12 protein-coding genes are annotated in these 18,480 nt (G+C 50.7%); 2 read left to right on the top strand and 10 right to left on the bottom strand.

Annotation, left to right across the window (positions count from 1 at the left end):
- Positions 1-230: 230 nt before the first annotated feature.
- From AABK39_RS27695 to AABK39_RS03630, 10 genes are all read right to left on the bottom strand, one after another.
- On the bottom strand, positions 231-815 hold the full coding sequence (locus AABK39_RS27695) for a helix-turn-helix domain-containing protein (RefSeq protein ID WP_421825154.1): 585 nt from the start codon (positions 813-815) through the stop codon (positions 231-233).
- A 135-nt stretch (positions 816-950) separates the two neighbouring features.
- Positions 951-3,167, bottom strand: a complete 2,217-nt coding sequence (locus AABK39_RS03670) for a glycoside hydrolase family 3 C-terminal domain-containing protein (RefSeq protein WP_338393566.1) — start codon at positions 3,165-3,167, stop codon at positions 951-953.
- Positions 3,168-3,336: 169 nt separating this feature from the next.
- Positions 3,337-4,767, bottom strand: a complete 1,431-nt coding sequence (xylE, locus tag AABK39_RS03665) for a D-xylose transporter XylE (protein WP_338393565.1) — start codon at positions 4,765-4,767, stop codon at positions 3,337-3,339.
- 172 nt (positions 4,768-4,939) lie between these two features.
- Positions 4,940-6,343: a glycoside hydrolase family 30 protein gene (locus AABK39_RS03660; protein WP_338393564.1), complete on the bottom strand. Its 1,404-nt coding sequence runs from the start codon at positions 6,341-6,343 to the stop codon at positions 4,940-4,942.
- Between the two features lie 133 nt (positions 6,344-6,476).
- Positions 6,477-7,802 carry a xylose isomerase gene (gene xylA / locus AABK39_RS03655; RefSeq protein ID WP_338393563.1) on the bottom strand — a complete coding sequence of 442 codons (1,326 nt, stop codon included), beginning with the start codon at positions 7,800-7,802 and terminating at the stop codon, positions 6,477-6,479.
- 17 nt (positions 7,803-7,819) lie between these two features.
- A complete protein-coding gene (locus AABK39_RS03650) occupies positions 7,820-9,307 on the bottom strand; it encodes a xylulokinase (RefSeq protein WP_338393562.1) in 1,488 nt (495 codons plus the stop codon).
- Positions 9,308-9,451: 144 nt separating this feature from the next.
- Complete coding sequence (locus AABK39_RS03645) at positions 9,452-10,438, bottom strand: GntR family transcriptional regulator (protein ID WP_338393561.1); 987 nt, start codon at positions 10,436-10,438, stop codon at positions 9,452-9,454.
- Positions 10,439-10,630: 192 nt separating this feature from the next.
- On the bottom strand, positions 10,631-11,188 hold the full coding sequence (locus AABK39_RS03640) for an RNA polymerase sigma-70 factor (RefSeq protein ID WP_338393560.1): 558 nt from the start codon (positions 11,186-11,188) through the stop codon (positions 10,631-10,633).
- A gap of 313 nt (positions 11,189-11,501) precedes the next feature.
- The gene (locus tag AABK39_RS03635) at positions 11,502-12,647 is read right to left on the bottom strand and encodes a FecR family protein (protein ID WP_338393559.1); all 1,146 of its coding nucleotides are present in this window, start codon (positions 12,645-12,647) and stop codon (positions 11,502-11,504) included.
- Between the two features lie 489 nt (positions 12,648-13,136).
- The gene (locus AABK39_RS03630; RefSeq protein ID WP_338393558.1) at positions 13,137-13,310 is read right to left on the bottom strand and encodes a hypothetical protein; all 174 of its coding nucleotides are present in this window, start codon (positions 13,308-13,310) and stop codon (positions 13,137-13,139) included.
- A 67-nt stretch (positions 13,311-13,377) separates the two neighbouring features.
- Here AABK39_RS03630 and AABK39_RS03625 point away from each other — a divergent pair, with 67 nt between their 5' ends.
- Positions 13,378-16,722: a TonB-dependent receptor gene (locus AABK39_RS03625; protein ID WP_338393557.1), complete on the top strand. Its 3,345-nt coding sequence runs from the start codon at positions 13,378-13,380 to the stop codon at positions 16,720-16,722.
- 53 nt (positions 16,723-16,775) lie between these two features.
- On the top strand, positions 16,776-18,365 hold the full coding sequence (locus AABK39_RS03620; protein WP_338393556.1) for a RagB/SusD family nutrient uptake outer membrane protein: 1,590 nt from the start codon (positions 16,776-16,778) through the stop codon (positions 18,363-18,365).
- Positions 18,366-18,480 lie beyond the last annotated feature (115 nt).

Raw genomic sequence — 18,480 nt, 5'->3', positions numbered from 1 at the left:
CTTCCCGGCGTTTCTCTTGGTCCCAAATAAATTCCGAAGCCCAAAATCACGTGAGCAAACGCAACACTTCCCCAATCACCAGAAAAAACCACCCGAAACCCCTCCACCAAAAAACTCCAGCACGAAAAAAAGCCCCGAAGGGCTTCAATATTTTTATCAGTGTCAGAAAATCGTTGAGAAAAGAGAAAAACGGTGGGCCAAGGGCTGTTTTAAGGACCGTTTGGGCGGACTTATCCAGCCTTGGCTAGTGACTTTTGCGGTTCGGGTATCGGCACTACCTTGCAAAGGCCTGTGTTTTGTGCCGGTTCGGCGTCCATATTTTTAGGGTATTTGCTTTTTAGTAGCCGGATCAGTTTGCGCCAGCGGTTATGTTCGGCCAAAAGCGAGAAAAGCTCCACGGTTTCGCTATAGTGGTAAGGCTTGTCGTCGAGCTTGAATATGGAGGTGGCACGGGTACGGAAGAATGCCGAGGGCCAGTTTGTGCGTATACGGATATATACTTCCGTATCGGAGTACCAAGCCACGTGCGTGCGCAAAATCTTGCCGTATTGGCACCGCGGGGGATATATAAGGCCACGCTTAGGGTTGCGGTGGGCGCCATAGAGGCGATTGCGGGCCCGGGCCAAGTCGTGGGCCTCGGCGCTTAGATACACGCCGTGTATGGCGGTGTTGCGTTCCAGCTCCCGGCTTACGGTAGAGGGCGAGCGCTCTATGAATTCGGCTATACGGCGTATGCTCCAGCCCATCGTCCGGGAGTTTTCTATCACTTTACGTTCGTAAATGTTGAGATGGGTGTAGCCTTTTTGTCTGCGCATAGCGTCGTACTTTCCTTATTATACGCAGGTTTCGCGCCACGGGCCGTTGCGTTTTTTTTGGGGCGGGTAAGGTTTGGGGGCTTCGGTTGGCGCCGGAGGGTGTCGATTGTTCCGGCGCCTTTGTATACGTGGGGATTATTTAATCTCGACCTCCGTCTTGTTCTCTGACGCCGAATCCGTGCCCACTATTATCTCGAATTTGCCTTTTTCCAGCCTCGGTTCGCCGTCGCGGTCTATCAGTTCGAAGTCTTTCGGAGCCAAGGTGAAGTTGACGGTCCGGCTTTCGCCTTTTTTGAGGTGGGCTTTCCTGAACTTGCGCAAAGACTTTAGGGGCACGGCTACGCTGGCTTCCAGGTCTTTTACATAGAGTTGCACCACCTCTTGGCCGTCGCGTTGGCCGGTGTTTTTGATCTGTACGCTTACTTCCAGCTGGTCGCCCGCTTTTATCTTGCTCTTGGCTTTGGGCTTGGCGTAGCCGAATTGGGTATAGCTTTTTCCGTAGCCGAAGGGGTATAGCGGTTCTTTGTGGAAGTAGCGGTACGTACGGCCGTCCATATGGTAGTCTTCGAACGGCGGCAGATCTTTGACCGATTTGTAAAAGGTGACGGGCAGTTTTCCCGAAGGGTTATAGTCGCCGAAGAGGACATCAGCTACGGCGTTGCCACCTTCCTGCCCGGGATACCAAGCCTGCATTATGCCGTCGAGGTTTTCCTCGCACCAGTTTATGGACATGGCGCTACCGCTGGTAAGCACCAATATCACCGGCTTGCCCGTGGCCTTTAGTTTCTTGAGGGTTTGGAGTTGGGCTTCGGGCATTTTCATATTTGTGCGGTCGCCCATATTAAAGCCCTCCACGTTCACCTTCATCTCCTCGCCCTCAAGCCTCGGCGATATACCGCCCACAAATACGATGGCGTCGGCCGTGCGGATCTCGTTCAGTTGCTTTTCGTCCAAAGCGCCTTCCGTTTCTGTGGAGCTAAGGCCCGTGGCCACGCTGTAAAACACCTCCGTTTTCGGCCCCACATGGTTGCGGATTCCGTCCAATACGGTTACCCGGTGTTCGGGCATGCCGTTATAGTTGCCCAGTTGGTAGATGTCGTCGTCGGCATTCGGGCCCAGTACGGCTATCTTCGGGAGGTTCTTTTTCAGGGGAAGCGTATTGCCTTTGTTTTTCAACAATACTATCGACTCTTGGGCGGTTTTGCGGGCGAGCTTTCTATGTTCTTCCGATTCCACAAGCTGGTAAGGGTATTCGGCCACAAAGCGGTCTTGCGGATCAAACATGCCTAGGCGGAAACGGGCCTCGAAGAGCCTTACCAAAGCAGTGTCCACATCCCGCTCATTGACCAATCCGCGCTCTTTAGCCTTTACCAGATTGGCGTAAAGCGAACCGCAGTTCAGGTCGCATCCGCTTTTCAGCGCCATGGCCGAGGCCTCTTCCGCCGTCGGTACCAATTTGTGCCTGCGGTGGATATCGTCCACGGCGCCACAGTCCGATACCACATAGCCTTCGAAGCCCCATTTGTCACGCAATATTTCCTGAAGCAAGAACGGACTGGCCGTCGCCGATTCGCCCAAGTAGCGGTTATAGGCCGACATTACCGAGAAGGCCTTGCCTTCCTTTACCGTCGCCTCAAAGGCGGGCAGATACGTCTCCCAAAGGTCCTTCGGATTGCAATAGGCGTCGAAATGGTGGCGGTCCGGCTCCGGCCCGCTATGTACGGCGAAGTGTTTCGGCGTGGCCACCACTTTCAGGTAGTCGCGCCCTTCGCCTTGCAGGCCTTTTACAAAGGCCACGCCCATGCGGGAAGTGAGGTAGGGGTCTTCGCCGTAGGTCTCCTGCCCACGGCCCCAGCGCGGATCGCGGAAGATATTGATATTGGGCGTCCACATCGTCAGGCCTTGGTAGCGTCCCGTTTTTCCTTCCGAGAGGTTCTTGTGGTGCTTGGCCCGGGCCTCGGTACTGATCACCTCGGCCACTTCCAGTATCAGGTCGGTATTCCAAGTGGCGGCCAAGCCGATAGCCTGCGGAAAGGAGGTGGCTTTGCCGTTGCGGGCCACGCCGTGCAGGCATTCGTTCCACCAGTTGTATTCGGGCACGCCCAAACGGCTTATCGGCGCGGCCTTATCGATCAGTTGCGATACTTTTTCGGCGAAAGTCATCCGCTCCACCAAGTCCACGGCCCTTTGTCTAGGCGAGGATTCGGGGTTTTCGTAGACTTCTTTCTTATCGTTCAGGTTGAAATCTATCCACGAGATATCGGCCGGTTTCTGGGCCCACGTCAGCGTGGCGGACGCCGTGAGCGCGCATAGCGCTAAGGCTCCTTTTATGTAGCTTTTCAAAAAGATCATCTTTCTAAAAATTTGGTTGCGTAATCAGGTAGCCGGATAAAAGGGTTTCAGGCTGTTGATTTGAAAATATTGTTGATGGAAATCAGATTGTTTTGTTGAAAATCCGGGTGTGTAAAACGGGGCGCTGAGACAGGGCATGCCCTGTCTGTACAGACCAATTGTTGTCTTTCTACCCTTTATTATTCTCCCATAAATTTTCCATTTCCTCCAATGTCTTGCCTTTTGTTTCGGGCACGAATTTCCAGACAAATACCGAGGCTATAATTGCCATTACGCCGTAGATCCAATAGGCGAATCCGTGGTGGAACAGGCCGTTGAGGTAGGTGCTTTTGTCCATAATGGGGAAGGTCCAAGAGACCAGATAGTTGGAAATCCACTGCGCCGCCACGGCTACGGCCATGGCTTTTCCCCGGATACTGTTGGGAAATATCTCCGACAGCAATACCCAAGTAACCGGTCCCCAACTCATGGCGAAACAGGCGATATAACCCAGCATACAGATCAGGGCGAACAGACCGGCGCTCTGGAGGAAAAAGGAAAATCCCAGCGCGATCATACAGACGGCCATGCCCACGGCCCCGGCGATTTGGAGCGGTTTGCGTCCCCATTTATCGACGGTGTAGATGGCCAGAATGGTGAACAGCATATTGATTCCGCCCACGATAATGGTTTGGAACAGGGCGGCGTCAGTGCCCATGCCCATATTCTTGAAAATCTCGGGGGCGTAGTACAAAACCACATTGATGCCCACAAACTGTTGGAAGGCGGACAGCAGAATTCCGATTACCAAAACGCCGACACCGTAAGACATGATCTTGGCCGATTTTTGGTTCATGGAGCCGGTGATTTCCTTTAAAGTTTGCTCGGCGAAGGCGGGGCTGATCCGGTCCAATACGCCCCTGGCCTCTTGGTGTTTTTCTTTCAAAACCAAAAAGCGTGGCGTACGGGGTACAAAACACAGGCCTATTAGGAAAACCGTGGCCGGTATTATCTCGGAAGCGAACATATAGCGCCAGCCTACGGTATTCAGCCATTGGTCGTCGCCTTGGCGGGAGATGGCGTAATTGACAAAATACACGATCAGCATACCCATCACGATGGCGAACTGATTCCAGGAAACCAGCTTACCGCGGATATCCGAAGGCGCCATCTCGGCGATATACATAGGCGAGAGCATGGAGGCCAAGCCCACGCCAATTCCCCCGACGATTCTGTAAAACACGAAATGGTTGACGAAAAGATGGGCGCCCTCTTTCGACGGCTCAAAGAACAATTCGGGCATGGAAGATCCGACCGCCGAAACTAAAAAGAGCGCGGCCGCGAGCATAAGGCCGTTGCGCCGGCCGAGCTTTTCGCTGATCCACCCGCCGGACAAACCGCCGATTACACAACCGATCAAAGCGCTCGAAATCACCTGACCGAGCAAAGAATTGGCGTCCGACTCGCTAAGGCCGAAGGGTTGTATAAAGAAATGCTCCAAGGAACTGACCGTTCCCGATATCACGGCCGTGTCGTAGCCGAAAAGCAACCCGCCAAGCGTGGCGATCAGGGTCAGCCGAATTACGTAGGCGTGGTTGTTAGTGGCTTTTGGTTTTTCCATATTAAAATATCTAGCAGATTAACAGAAACCGGAAATGCCTACGCTATCCAATAGGTCTTGGATGTTAAGTATTAGCAAGCGCTTAGTACTTAATACCGGCGGTTCTTCCTTAGTTGAATTTTCGTTTCCGCCGGATTGTTGCGGAAATAGGAGCTTTTACGACGCTCGGGCGCTATTTCAATACAATCACGGCCATAGAATGCGGAGGAACCGTGGCTTCCGCAGAATCCCCGCCCTTAACTTTCAGCGTATAGCGTTTCGCCTTTCCCGATTCGTTTTTCACAAAAACATGAACAGTATTTTCCTTCTTTAGAGTGATCACCGTTTCGTGAGCGTAAGAGGCGATTCGTCGCATGCCCGGCTCCATATACTTGCCAAACAGAGCCATTACCGCATAGTCGGGATTGTAAGTAACCGTCTTCTGGCCACGGTCGATATTGATAAGGCTGTTCTGTTTCCAATCCCAACCGCTTTTTCCCGTTTCGTCCAAAATCATATTCCAGTAGCAGAAATTCGGAATACCAGAATTGATATAAGACGCAATCTCGCCCAGTCTGGCGAAAGCCTGCCCTACGGTGTTATCGCCGTTATAGCATACGCCCTCTGTATGCATCGCCGGTTTTGGGCCTTTCAGAACATTCATATCATTGATGTATTGGGTATTGGTATATTGTATCCCAATTCCGTCAACGGACTTCAAATATTCATCGGAACCAGCGAACTCGATAGCGTCTAACGTACCATGCGTACGGAAAGTCCCCGCCCATATTTCGGTATCCAAACGGTACTTGCCGAAAGCAGGGCGCATATGTTCCGATACGAACTCGTACATCTGGGCTGGAGGCATAACACAAGACGGGTACTTGGTGCTGATATCCGTTTCGTTCTGTACCAAAATCCTGTCGATATCAATTCCGTACTTCTTATAGACCTTAACATATTTGGCCATATACAGCGCATAAGCTTCGTAAATCCGCTTGTCCGATTTCAGTCTGTTCTTTTCCGGAAACTCAATCCCGCGGTCCATCAGTCCCGAGTATTTCATCCATCCCGGAGGGCTCCACGGCGAAGCGAACAGGGCCATGTCCGGATTGTATTTCAGAGCCAATTTGATAAAAGGGATCACGCTTTTCTTGTCCCGGTCAACGGAAAAATCCTTCATTCCGAAATCGTTCGGAGTCTCGTCATAACTATATGCGTCCACCCCAAAATCGCTGGAACCTATGGCCGTTCTGCATAACGTAAAGTACGCCCCTGCCTCCCCGAAAAGATTGGATATCACCCGTTTCTGTTCGCCCTTGGGCAAAGAGGCCAGCGCCAGCCCGCCAATCTCGTTAAAGGCTCCGCCCACTCCCGTAATCGTCTGGAATTCGGCCTCTGGATACAGCAGGATCGTTTGGTTGCCTTCACCTTTTTCGGACAAACCGTATTCCTTTACGGGATTTCCAGGGATATTCTCTCCTTCCTCAAGCGTAACGTAATGTACGGTCGCCTTTTGTTGCGCAATCGCCGTAAAGCGGAAGAACAACATGGCCCAACAGAGTACTGTGATTAGTTTACCTTTTCGTATTGTCATCTGAAAATGATTTAAAAGCGATTGATAATCAGCCCTGAGGCTTCATTTGAGAATGGATGATCTTTGACAAGAAAAGCGTGTCGCCACAGTCCTTTTACAAAAGGAATAGAGGCGGAGGGGTATCGGCGAAAACCTAGATATACATATTGATAAGACTTTCGAGATATTCCTGCTTGCCGGAAACGGTGGCCGGCTCGCCTGACGTTTGGGCGTAGGTGTATAAATCTTCCAATGTCAATTTTCCAGCTTGAAACCTAGCCCCTTCCCCCGCCTCAAAAGAAGCGTAACGCTCTTTGCGACGAGCCAAATAATCGGAGTTTTCCAGAATATCCTGTGCGATCAGTAAGGCCCGGGCGAATGTGTCAATCCCCGAAACGTGAGCGATAAACAGATCCTCCAAGTCCGTGGAATTCCTGCGGAGTTTGGCGTCGAAGTTTATTCCACCGTGGGCGAATCCGCCGGCTTGGAGGATTTCCAGCATGGCTTCGGTGGTTTCGTAAATACTGGTCGGAAATTCGTCGGTATCCCAGCCGTTTTGGTAGTCGCCTTTGTTGGCGTCGATGGAACCGAGCATGCCGTTGTCGGCGGCCATGCGTAGCTCGTGGGCGAAAGAGTGGCCGGAAAGCGTCGCGTGGTTGACTTCGATATTGATCTGGAAATCGCTCTCAAGGCCGTGCTTCCTCAAAAACCCGATAACCGTTTGCGTATCGTAATCGTATTGGTGCTTGGTCGGCTCCATGGGTTTCGGTTCGATGAAAAACTTGCCCTTGAAGCCTTGTTTTCGGCCGTAGTCTCTGGCCATGCGCAGGAAATTCGCCAAATGTCCGGTCTCTTGCTTGGTGTCGGTATTGTGCAGGCTCATATAGCCTTCGCGCCCGCCCCAGAATACGTAACCCTCTCCGCCCAGCGCTATGGTAGCGTCCATGGCGTTTTTGACTTGCACAGCTGCGTTGCTTACCGCGTCAAAATCCGGGTTTGTGGCCGCGCCGTTCATATAGCGGGGATTCGAAAAGACGTTGGCTGTTCCCCACAGCAGGCGTACGCCCGTGGCTTCCTGACGCTCTTTGGCCATCGGAATGATTTTCCCAAGTCTTTTCTCTATTTCGAAAACGGAGCCGTCGCCCACCAAATCCGTATCGTGAAAGCAGTAGAAGGGCGTTCCCAGTTTGGTGAAAAACTCAAAGGCGGCGTCCAGTTTTTCTTTCGAAGCCTCAATAGGGTCCGATGATTTGCCCCAAGGAAACGGGCGGGGCCCCGGACCGAAAGGATCTTGTCCGGCACCACAGAAGGCGTGCCAATAGGAAACGGCGAAACGCAAATGCTCTTTCATCGTCTTGCCCGCCACTATCCGGTTTTCGTCATACCATTTGAAAGCCAATGGATTTTTCGAATCTTTCCCTTCAAACTGAATCTTGTTTATGCCTTTGAAATATTCTTTGTCGCCTGTGAATACAGTCATCTTGCGTGGTTTTGAAGTTATAAGAATTTGGCCAGTTGGTTTGTCCAACGGCCATAGGCTTCCCTGAAAAGCTCCGCACCGGAGGCGTCGGGCCTAACCGTTTCGATGATTTTGAGATTACGGAAGGCCTCCCGTGTGTTTTTGTAATATCCCGCGCCGATACCGGCTCCGCGGGCCGCGCCTACGGCTCCGTCAGTATCGTACAGTTCGATCGAGGCTCCGGTAACGGAAGCCAAGGTTTGGCGGAAAATGGGGCTTAGAAACATATTGGCGTGTCCGGCCCGAATGACTTTCGCCTCCGTTCCCATCGCCGCCATTATTTCCATCCCGTATTTAAAAGCGAAAGCGATTCCTTCCTGCGCCGCCCGGAACAGATGCGCCCGGGTATGGATATTGAAATTCAAAGTGCCACCTATCTGCGCTCCGATATCCCGGTTGTTGAGTATCCGCTCGGCGCCGTTGCCAAAGGGCAAAACGCTCATACCTTCCGCCCCGACAGGAATCCGTTCGGCCAAGGCGTTCATTTCCTCATAGGAAAAATTCTCCGGGCCAATATTTTCCCTAAGCCAAGAATTCAGGATCCCGGTCCCGTTTACGCAGAGCAAAACACCTAAACGCTTCGCCTCCTGGCGGTGGTTGACATGGGCGAAAGTATTGACACGGGACTGCCGGTCAAAAGCGAGCCGGTCGCTGATGCCGTACACCACGCCCGAAGTTCCGGCCGTGGCCGCCACCTCTCCGGGATTCATTACATTTAGGGAAAAAGCGTTGTTCGGCTGGTCTCCGGCCCGGTAACAGACCTTTGTCCCTTCGGCTAAACCGAGCTCTTGAGAGGCTTCGGGCGGAAGCGTCCCCTGCGGGCCGAAGGTAGGCGCGGTTTCAGAGACAAGACTCTCATCAAAACCAAAATAGTCAAGCACTTCCCGGGACAATTCGTTGCGTTCGAAATCCCAAAAAATCCCTTCCGACAGTCCGCTTACAGTGGTTTTTGGCTCGCCCGTGAGCTTCATGGCGATATAATCGCCCGGAAGCATAATCTTGTAAATCCGGTTGTAGATATCGGGCTCGTTATCCTTAATCCACTTGAGCTTCGATGCCGTGAAATTACCCGGAGAGTTCAGCAAAGTTGCCAAGCATTTATCTTTGCCTATAGCCTCGAAAGCTGTATCACCGATTTCCACAGCCCTGCTATCGCACCAGATAATGGCCGGGCGCAAAGGCTTCAGCGCTTTGTCAACCACAACTAGGCCGTGCATCTGGTAAGAGATTCCTACGGCGCCGATACTTTCCGGCGACACTCCCGACTCCCGAAGCGCTTCCGCCATGGCCCGTTTCAGATGTTTCCACCACTGTTCCGGATCCTGTTCGGCCCATCCCGCCCTCGGCGCCGTAATTTTCATCTCCTTTTTCGGGTGAAAAGCCGAGGCCACACACTTTCCGCTTTCGCCTTCCACAAGTGCCACCTTCACCGATGAGCTCCCGATATCTATACCTAGTAGAAACATAGTTTAAAGAATTGATTTTATTCCGTTCTGATCTGGTATGTTTTGTAGGTAAAAAATTTTTGAATACTGGAACAGCGAAAGAAACAGCTTCGGATCACTGATATTGAATCAATTACGCTATTTCTCTCACTATTCTTGCTCTATTTACAAGGATTCCCTAAGCGTGATTTTGGTAGGCACGCAAATATCCATAGACACTTGGCCGTTGGAAAACCTAGCAGCCTCTTCTCCCATTTTCTCAAAATCAGTGGAGATTACCGTGATGCCTTTGTCAACGAATTTCTTCATCGGAGTCTCGTTGTAAGACAACACGCCCACATCCGCGCCAAGTTCCAGATTTCTGGCTTTGCACTGTTCCAAAACCATCCCTAACATTCGGTCGCTTACGCTGAAATACATCTCGCCAGGCTTTACGTCCAACGCTTGCGAATCGTACTGGACCTCGTAAGGAATCCGCTTGTCTTTGCAGAAAGCCTCGAAATTCTCAACGGTATCTTTCGGATGAAAAGTGAATTCCGGATAGAGCATTACGCATTTCGTATATTTTCTCAACAAACTTTCTACGCCTTCCAGTTCCCTGCGGACGGCAGTCCCGAAGTTTTGGTAAAGCCTGTTTTTATGGTCTGTCGCATTGGTGTCCCAATCAATAATCAGCGTTTTGTTCGCCGGAAGGCGCTTTAGAGCCTCGCCCACTTCCGGATTATCGAAGGGCATCACGATATACTTGCTGTATTTGCCGGCGTTTTCCTCCACCAGCCTTTTGAAAAGCTCGGTGTTATAATGATGGAAATGAACGTCGGCCACTATATTCGGCGACAGGTTCTTCACCAAACCGCCATACAGCACTTCTTTGTAGGCTTTGAATGTATCGAGAAACAAAAACACCTTGCGGTTCTCTTTAGCGATAAAATATCCCTTGTTAGGCACCGACTGCACCGTTCCCTTCTCTTTCAAGATATTATAAGCCTTAAAAACAGTATCTCTGGACAGGCGATACTCCTTGCAAATAGTATTCACCGACGGAAGCTGGTCTCCCGTATCCAGAGTACCCTCGGCCAAAGCCCGGGTTACGGAATCAACAAGTTGCTGAAATTTAGGCGTTTCGCTTTCTTCGTTTACTTCAAAAATCATAGAGGTTCTATTACGACCACAACTGGTACGGTCCGTTCTGGTTTCGAATCTAAAAAATAAAAGGGAAAAGTGGAAATGGGAAGGGGAAATAACAGGAAAAAGCCTGATGGCATTTTGCCTTATAAACCAGTAACAAAGCCTAAAGACATTGACAACAAGTATGTTCTTTTCTCACAAAAACGACAAACATCTTCACGCATTCCTTTTTTCCATAAAGGTTTGGGTTGTCATCAGGTATTTTCTGATTTTGTTAATCGCCCTGTTTAGCTGGGCGTCTACCGTTCTCACCGAAACGCCCAAAAGTTCGGATATGGCGCTTCGCTTTAGTTCGGAATATTTACTCAAATAGAAAATCTCCTTACACCTTTCCGGAAGGTCGTCTATCGCTTTTCTTATCTCGGCTTCCAGGCCCTTGTCACTCTCGCTGTTTTCGTCTTCGTACAGTACATGCAAGACCGTCTTAGCGTTCGTTTCCCGCACCTTTTTCCTCCTCACCTCATTCATTGCGTTGAAATAAACGCCTTTGTACAGGTACGATTCCAAACTTGCGATATTCTTAAGGCCTCCCTTGTTTTCCCATACCGAAAGAAATGTTTCCTGAACCAGATCCTCAGCCACTTTATCGCTTTGGACCATCCCGAAGGCATAGCTGAAAAGTGCGTCAAAATATTGGGCGTATAGCCAACCGAAAGCGCTTTCGTACTTCTTTTGGTTGAGCAACGTGAAAAATTTTTCTTCGTTAATATCCATCTTTCGAAAGTCTCAGTCGAGGCACCATAGTTGGCAAATACACTTTGCTCCCGAGACAAAAGGGCAATCCGTAACAAACCGGATTCCAGATCCCGATAAAAAACAAGTGTATACAGAAAGCGGCGTCAACGCTTGCGCATTCCGTGAAAAAAAGCTTGGAGCGCAAAGTGCCGCACATAGGTTGAGCCCGCTTTCCTTACTCCTTCGGAAAGCGGATTTTCCCTGTCGCTATGTAGTGTTATGTCTCATTATGGAAAATTAGAATATCAAATACTAGAACACACATCCCACTTTCCCACTGACTCTCATTGCTTTATTTGGCAGGTTTTGCGGTTATACGCACAAAACCGTCATTAATCTCAAACCCAAAATCCTCCCGTCGGCAAAATGCTGTCATCACGATTTCGAGGCTGTCCGTTTCGTCGAAAATACCTGTAAATCGCGCACCTTCCATCCTGTTGTCGGGGTCGGAGATAGACACCCCGTACCAGCGTTCCAAGATCGGCGTAAGCTGTTTGAAAGACTGGTTTTCAAAAAACAGTATATTATCCTTCCAAGAAGTGAAAGCCTCCGTTTTCACATTGTCCACTTTGTATCCGTTCCGGGACGTGAGTACCGCCCGCTGTTCCGGAGCCAGCAAGACGCTATCGGCTATACTCTCGGAAAACAAGGCCACGCTCCCCTCCACCAGCGTAACGCTGGAGGCTTCCGATTCCGGATAATTGTTGACATTGAACTCAGTGCCATACACTTTGATCAAAGCCAGGCCCGCGTCAACAACAAACGGCCTACCGGCGTGGGCTACACTAAAAAACGCCTCTCCGCGTACTTTCACCCTTCTGGGGCCGGTTTCGGCCTGCTCGGGCACCGTTAGGGTTGTTCCCGAATTAATCCAAACTGTGGTCCCGTCTTCCAAACGCACCCTTATACGTTTTCCGTACGGAACCCTAATGGTTACGGCCTCCGAGGTTTTTATCTTTTTTAAGGCGTCCAGTCTAACCAAACTGTCCGAATCGTCGTAGACCGAGCGGTCTCCGTTGCGTATTTCGTTTAAGCTTATCGGTGAGGTTTCGGGAAAGGAAAAAACAACATCGTTTGGCTCGGCAGTCGCCAAATCGTTTCCGGAATCCGAAGTAAGCCATACCGAAACCCCCGCCGCCAACAGCAAAGCCAGACTCGCCGCTATAGCCAAAGGAAAACGCTTTTTCGGCTTGGAATTTTCTTTGGCGGATATACTTTTAAGCGTATCCCGCAGTAGCTCCTGTTTTCTGTTTCCCGGCCTGTCGGCTACTTTGTCACCGTTTAGACTTTCCCAAATACCGGACGCCTCGTCCCAGCGCTCACGCATATCCGGATCACTTTCCCGACAACGGTCAATAAGCGCGTTTTCCTCAGGGCTAGTCTCGCCCCTAAGGTATTTCGGCAATAGGTTTTCAATATCTTCGGAATTCTTTTCCATGGTTGTAAGACCTGTTGAGCTATAGGGATTTAGGTGATGAATAGTATAAAAAACATCCCGTTATGCTTTTTCTGCGACCTAAAATACCCAATAGGCCCATTCCTTAAAATTAGTGGGAAAAGCATGGGGTTTATTCTAGGACGATACCCTGTCGCAAAAAACCAAACTGTTAGCTTTAGGTGTCAAAATTCAATCTAAAAAAACGCCACAAGTCAACATAAAAACCTGAAAACCAACACTGAAACAGAATGCCCTAATTCTGAAAACACATCACCGATCTCTTTCCCCCTTCACAACTTAAGGATGCTATGATAGTGAAATATGTTGGATTTGCCAAAACTTGAACATCAGTGTCACAAACTCGGAAACTATCCCGAAAAGCACTTTTTTGGCCTTTCGAAAAAAAATCATAAAAAAAAGAAAAAACATGTAGGTAATTCTGGACTGAGGGACTTTTAAGGGAAACGAGGCCGAACCGGGTTCGGCAAATTATTTTGTCACTTTGACTCTCCGCAAAGCCAAAATCCATGACACGGCTCTGTTTCGGGCCATAGTTTGCGGAGGCAAGTATTCGCTTTGGCGATCATGAAATTTTTCGGAAAGCGTAGCCGTTTTTAAAACCGAGGTTAGGCTCCGAGTCCCATTTACGATTATTCGCAACATACACATTTTCCGTAAACACCCCAGTTTACGGCACAGGACCATATTGTCAATTTTTAAACCCAAAGCTATGAGTGAACTTTACCTAAGGGTTAGGCCCAAAACGTTTTTTCGAAAAGCGATCGGCTGTTTTTTTATAACGCTGCTGATGTGCTCGCTTTCTGCTGGCGCAACGGAAAAAGAAGTGCCGACAGCCGAAACATTCACGCTGAGCGTCACCCAAGGCATGACGTTAAAGGAAGCCTTGTTGAAAATCCGGAAGAAAACCGGGATGAAGTTTTTTTACAAAGACAACGAGGTGAACGCCAATCTCAAGGTCGATTATGACTTTTCGGACACCACAATCTCCTCGATTATGGATGTCCTTCTGAAAAACACAAACTTGGAATATGACATAGACGGCAAGAGAGTATACATATTCCCCAAAAAAGCTACCAAGGCCGAAAAAGAACCTGTTCCGCAACAAAGCAAGGTGCCCGTAAAAGGAACGGTAAAAGACGACGCGGGAGAGCCGATTATCGGAGCTAACGTTGTGGTAAAAGGCACAACCCACGGCTCGTCGACAGATATCGACGGTAATTTTTCACTCGACGTTAACCCCGGAGACATCCTGCAGGTCAGTTTCGTGGGGTTCAAACCCTACGAGTTCAAGGTTACGGAAGCCGTCAGCGACTTGGTGGTTAGCCTCGAATTGGACCAGACGCAACTGGAGGAAGTCGTAACGATCGGGTACGGAGTCCAGAAGAAAAAGGACCTTACCGGAGCGGTAGCCCAAGTAAGCGGATCTACGCTGAGCAAAGACATGCCCACGTCGATCACCCACTCGATGGCAGGCCGGATGCCCGGCGTTATCACCACACAAAGCACCGGCCAGCCCGGCCTCGACGCCGGATCATTCTCCATCCGGGGCAAAAGTACTTTCGGAAATAATAACGCTCTGGTTCTTGTTGACGGAATCCCCCGCTCGTGGGTAAGGATAGACCCTAACGATATCGCGGATATCGTAATCCTGAAAGACGCGGCCAGCACCGCCATTTACGGAGCCCGGGCGGCCAACGGAGTTGTGCTGATCACTACCAAACAAGGGGAGAAGGGCAAAGCCGAAATCTCGTATTCGGGTTCTTTCTCTATCCAGCAGGCCACCATAGAGCCCGAGCTGATGAACGCCTACGAGTACGCCAAATACTTTAACGAAGCGAAACTCAACGACGGGCAAAACGCGGAATACACGGACGAGGAAGTCGAGAAATTCAGAATAGGGGCTCCCGGCTACGAAGGAAGCGACTGGTGGCGCGCCTGTATCGACAAAAGCGCTCCACGCAAGCAGCACAACCTGTCGGTGACAGGCGGCGGCGACAAGATCCGGTATTTCGTTTCGGGCAACCTGATGGAACAGGACGGGCTGTTGAAGTCCACCGACTTTGGCAGATACGGGATCCGCTCGAACATTAGCGCCCAAGTGACGCCTCAGATAAAATTGACCGCCAACCTGGCGTATAGGGAAGAGGAGCGCAACGAGCCGGGCAAAACCAACCTTTGGTACAACATTGGCGAATCGTTGCCGACTTATTCGGCTTACGTAAACAAGGAAGGTGTAGTGAAAAAGGGGCTCGGATTCAACGGCCTGAACACCAACCCCATCGGCAGAGCCCTGCACTCGGGATACGGCAAAATCAAAAACTCTTTCTACCAAAGCAATCTGGGTATTGAGTACAAGGTTCCGAAAGTCGAGGGCCTGACCCTGAACGGACGCTTTACGTATGACAAAACCTTCGAAGACAGATCGTACTTGGTAAAGCCTTTCGAATTTTGGGTGCATGACAAAACCAACGACACGTACACCAGCAAGATGTCGGAAAACACTACCAAGCTCACAAAAAGGAAAAGAGAAGCCCAGCTTCTGACTCTTATGGCCAGCGTAAACTACGCGAGAACTTTCGGCAAACACAGCGTCAGCGTACTGGCCCTGGCCGAATCTTACGAAGACAAAAACAGCTGGATAGAAGCGTACAGAGAAGGCTTTATCACTGACAAAATAGACCAAATATTTGCCGGAGGCTCGCTAAACCAACGCACCGGAGGCTCCGCCGGAGAAACGGCCCGCTTAGGCTACGCCGGACGTGTCAGCTATTCGTATGACGGAAAATACCTGGTTCAGCTCAACGGCAGGTACGACGCTTCCTACAACTTCTCCAAAGACAACCGTTGGGGCTTCTTTCCTGCGCTGTCCCTTGGCTGGAGAATCAGCGACGAGCCGTTCCTGAGAGACAACGCGAGCTTTATATCCAACCTGAAGCTCCGGGCCTCGTACGGCAAAGTGGGCAACGACCGGGTGCCTGCCTACCAATACCTTTCGGGCTTTGAGTTTAAGAACGGTTACATTTACGGAGGCAATTACCAGATAGGGATCAACCCGACCAAACTGGCCAACCCGGACATCACTTGGGAAGTGGCCACCGACTATAACATCGGCACCGACTTCGGTATTTTCCAAGACCGTTTGTACGGATCAATCGAATATTTCCACAAAAGGACCGAGCAGATCCTATTGCCAAGAAACGCCTCCACTCCGGAAACCTTCGGGGCGGATCTTCCCCACGAAAACTTCGGGATAGTGGAGAACAAAGGCCTCGAAGCCGCGCTGAATTACAGGGGACAGGCCGGAGACCTGAAGTGGGATCTCGGCGGAACGTTCACTTGGGTGAAAAGTAAAGTGATCGAAATCGACGAGGCCAAAAACGTGGCGGACAGGATAAAGAGAACCGGCCGGGCGTTTGACCAATTCTACGGCTACGTATCGGAAGGCTTGTTTCAAAACCAGGAGGAAATCGACAACTGGCACGTACAGGACGGCAACGGCAACAAAACAATCCGCCCCGGCGATATCAAATTCCGCGACATCAGCGGCCCGGACGACAAGCCCGACGGCATTATCGACGGCTACGACCAGCAACACATAGGCAAAAGCGGTGTGCCCGAAATCATCTACGGCATGAACCTTTCGCTTAGCTACAAGAATTTCTCCCTGATGTGTAACTGGCAAGGGGCCGGCAATTTCGAGAAGTATTTGCCGATGAACCCTTTCGTCAACCGGGGCAACTCGCAAAGCCGTCTGTCAGACAGCTGGCGGCCTGAAAACCCCGGAGCCAAATATCCGCGCCTTGGTGTCGGCACGCCGGTCAACAACGCCCGCAGATCCGATTTCTGGCTTGTAGACGCGTCATACCTAAAACTCAGAAACCTGACTGTAGGCTACGATCTCAACGATTCCCCCGTTCTGAAATACGCGGGGCTGAAATCGGTACGGGTGTTTTTCACAGGCACCAACTTGGTGAACATCACGGACGACGATTACATCGACCCGTTATATCCGGAGATGAAAGCGTACACTTTCGGCGTAAACATAACGCTTTGACATGCCTTCCGGCCGGTGCCGGATAAGATTGTTTACCTAAAAAATTCTCACATATGAAATACGTAAGACTAACATATATTTTTACTCTGATGGTCTTGGGCGTTTCCTGCCAAAGCGATTTTCTGGACAGGGAACCCCTCGACAAGATTTCCTCTAGCGCGGTTTACTCCGACCAAAACCTGGCCCAGGCTTTCCTGAACAAAATCCACGACGAGATTCCTCACCCTTTGGGCGGATATTATATGACCGACTGCGTAACGGACAACGCCCGGACAAAGTCGGGCTGGATTTCATCGCAAAAAGTCATTGTTCCCGGCCTGATCGGTCCCTCGAACAATCCGATAGGAATGTGGCACAAGTATAAGTCCATCCGGAAGGCGAACGAGTTTATCGAGAAAGTGGGCGAAAGCTCAATGGACGAGAGCTTCAAGAAAACGGCCGTGGCCGAGGCCCGTTGGCTCCGCGCCGAATTCTACTTCGAGCTGGTGAAACGTTACGGCGACGTGCCGTTGATTACCAAAGCGCAAACTATCAACGACGACTTCCTCACTCCCCGGACTCCGGCGACAGACGTCTGGGATTTTATCGACAGCGAACTTGACGAGATTGACGATATCTTGGAAAGCAAATCCGATATCCTTAACGGAAAAATATCCAAGGAAGCATGTTGGGCCTTAGGCTCCCGGGCCATGCTTTACGCCAAGCGCTGGGAAAAGTGCGTCGATTATTCCCGCAGGGTAATCGAATCGGGAAAATTTGAGATGAGCCCCGACTACGGCAAGCTTTTCGGCTCTTACGGAGGCGACAAGGAGGTGATCTTTGAAATATTGTTCGACGGCAAGGCCAACAAAGGCCAGAGCTACGACCTCTACAACCTACCTTGGAGCTACAGGGCCGACTGGGGATCACAGACAAACCCGACACAGGAACTCGTGGACTCCTACTACATGGCCAACGGACTGCCGATTACCGACGCGGCCAGCGGCTACGACGCCAAAAAGCCATACGAAGGCAGGGACCCGAGGTTTTACGCCTCGGTGCTCTACAACGGGGCCGTGTTCAAAGGCCGCGCCATGAATACCGTAAGCCCGGACGGCCCGGACGCCATCAACAAAACGGGGCTTCACAGTATTACGGGCTACTATTGCAGGAAATACCTGGACGAGAAGTCGGCCATCGCCCCAAAAGGTGGCGAATCGAGAGTAAGCTGGAAAATGTTCCGCCTAGGCGAGATGTACCTCAATTTGGCCGAGGCCGAAAACGAACTGCGCCCGGCTTCCAACACTGTGTACGCCAGCGTAAAAGTGATTCGGGACAGGGTGAATATGCCGAATATTAAGCCCGGCCTGTCACAGGCGGAGATGCGCAAGGAACTCATGCACGAAAGGCGTATAGAATTGGCCTTCGAAGACCACCGCTGGTGGGATTTGATCCGCTGGCGCAAAAGTATCGAGGTGCTTGACGGCAAATACTTCCACGGCGTAGTGGTAACCAAAAACGACGACGGAAGCCTAAACTATAACATGAAGCACGTAGTGGATAACCGCCCGCTTCAGGTCTTTTTGGAGAAACACTACCTGGCGCCGATACCTTACAGCGATATCCAGAAAAACGAAAACCTGACACAAAACCCGGGCTACTAGTCCGTTAATTCAATAGAATGTCGAGATATAAGGTAAGGTAGCTTCAGGCCCCTCTTACTTGCCCTATGTCGAATACAAAAAAAGCGGTGCTCCGAACAGGCAAAACGCCGGTTAC

Source organism: Fulvitalea axinellae, from assembly GCF_036492835.1.
Lineage (GTDB): Bacteria > Bacteroidota > Bacteroidia > Cytophagales > Cyclobacteriaceae > Fulvitalea > Fulvitalea axinellae.
The sequence above is the reverse complement of the archived record's forward strand: the minus strand, read 5'-3'. Positions and strand labels throughout refer to the sequence as shown.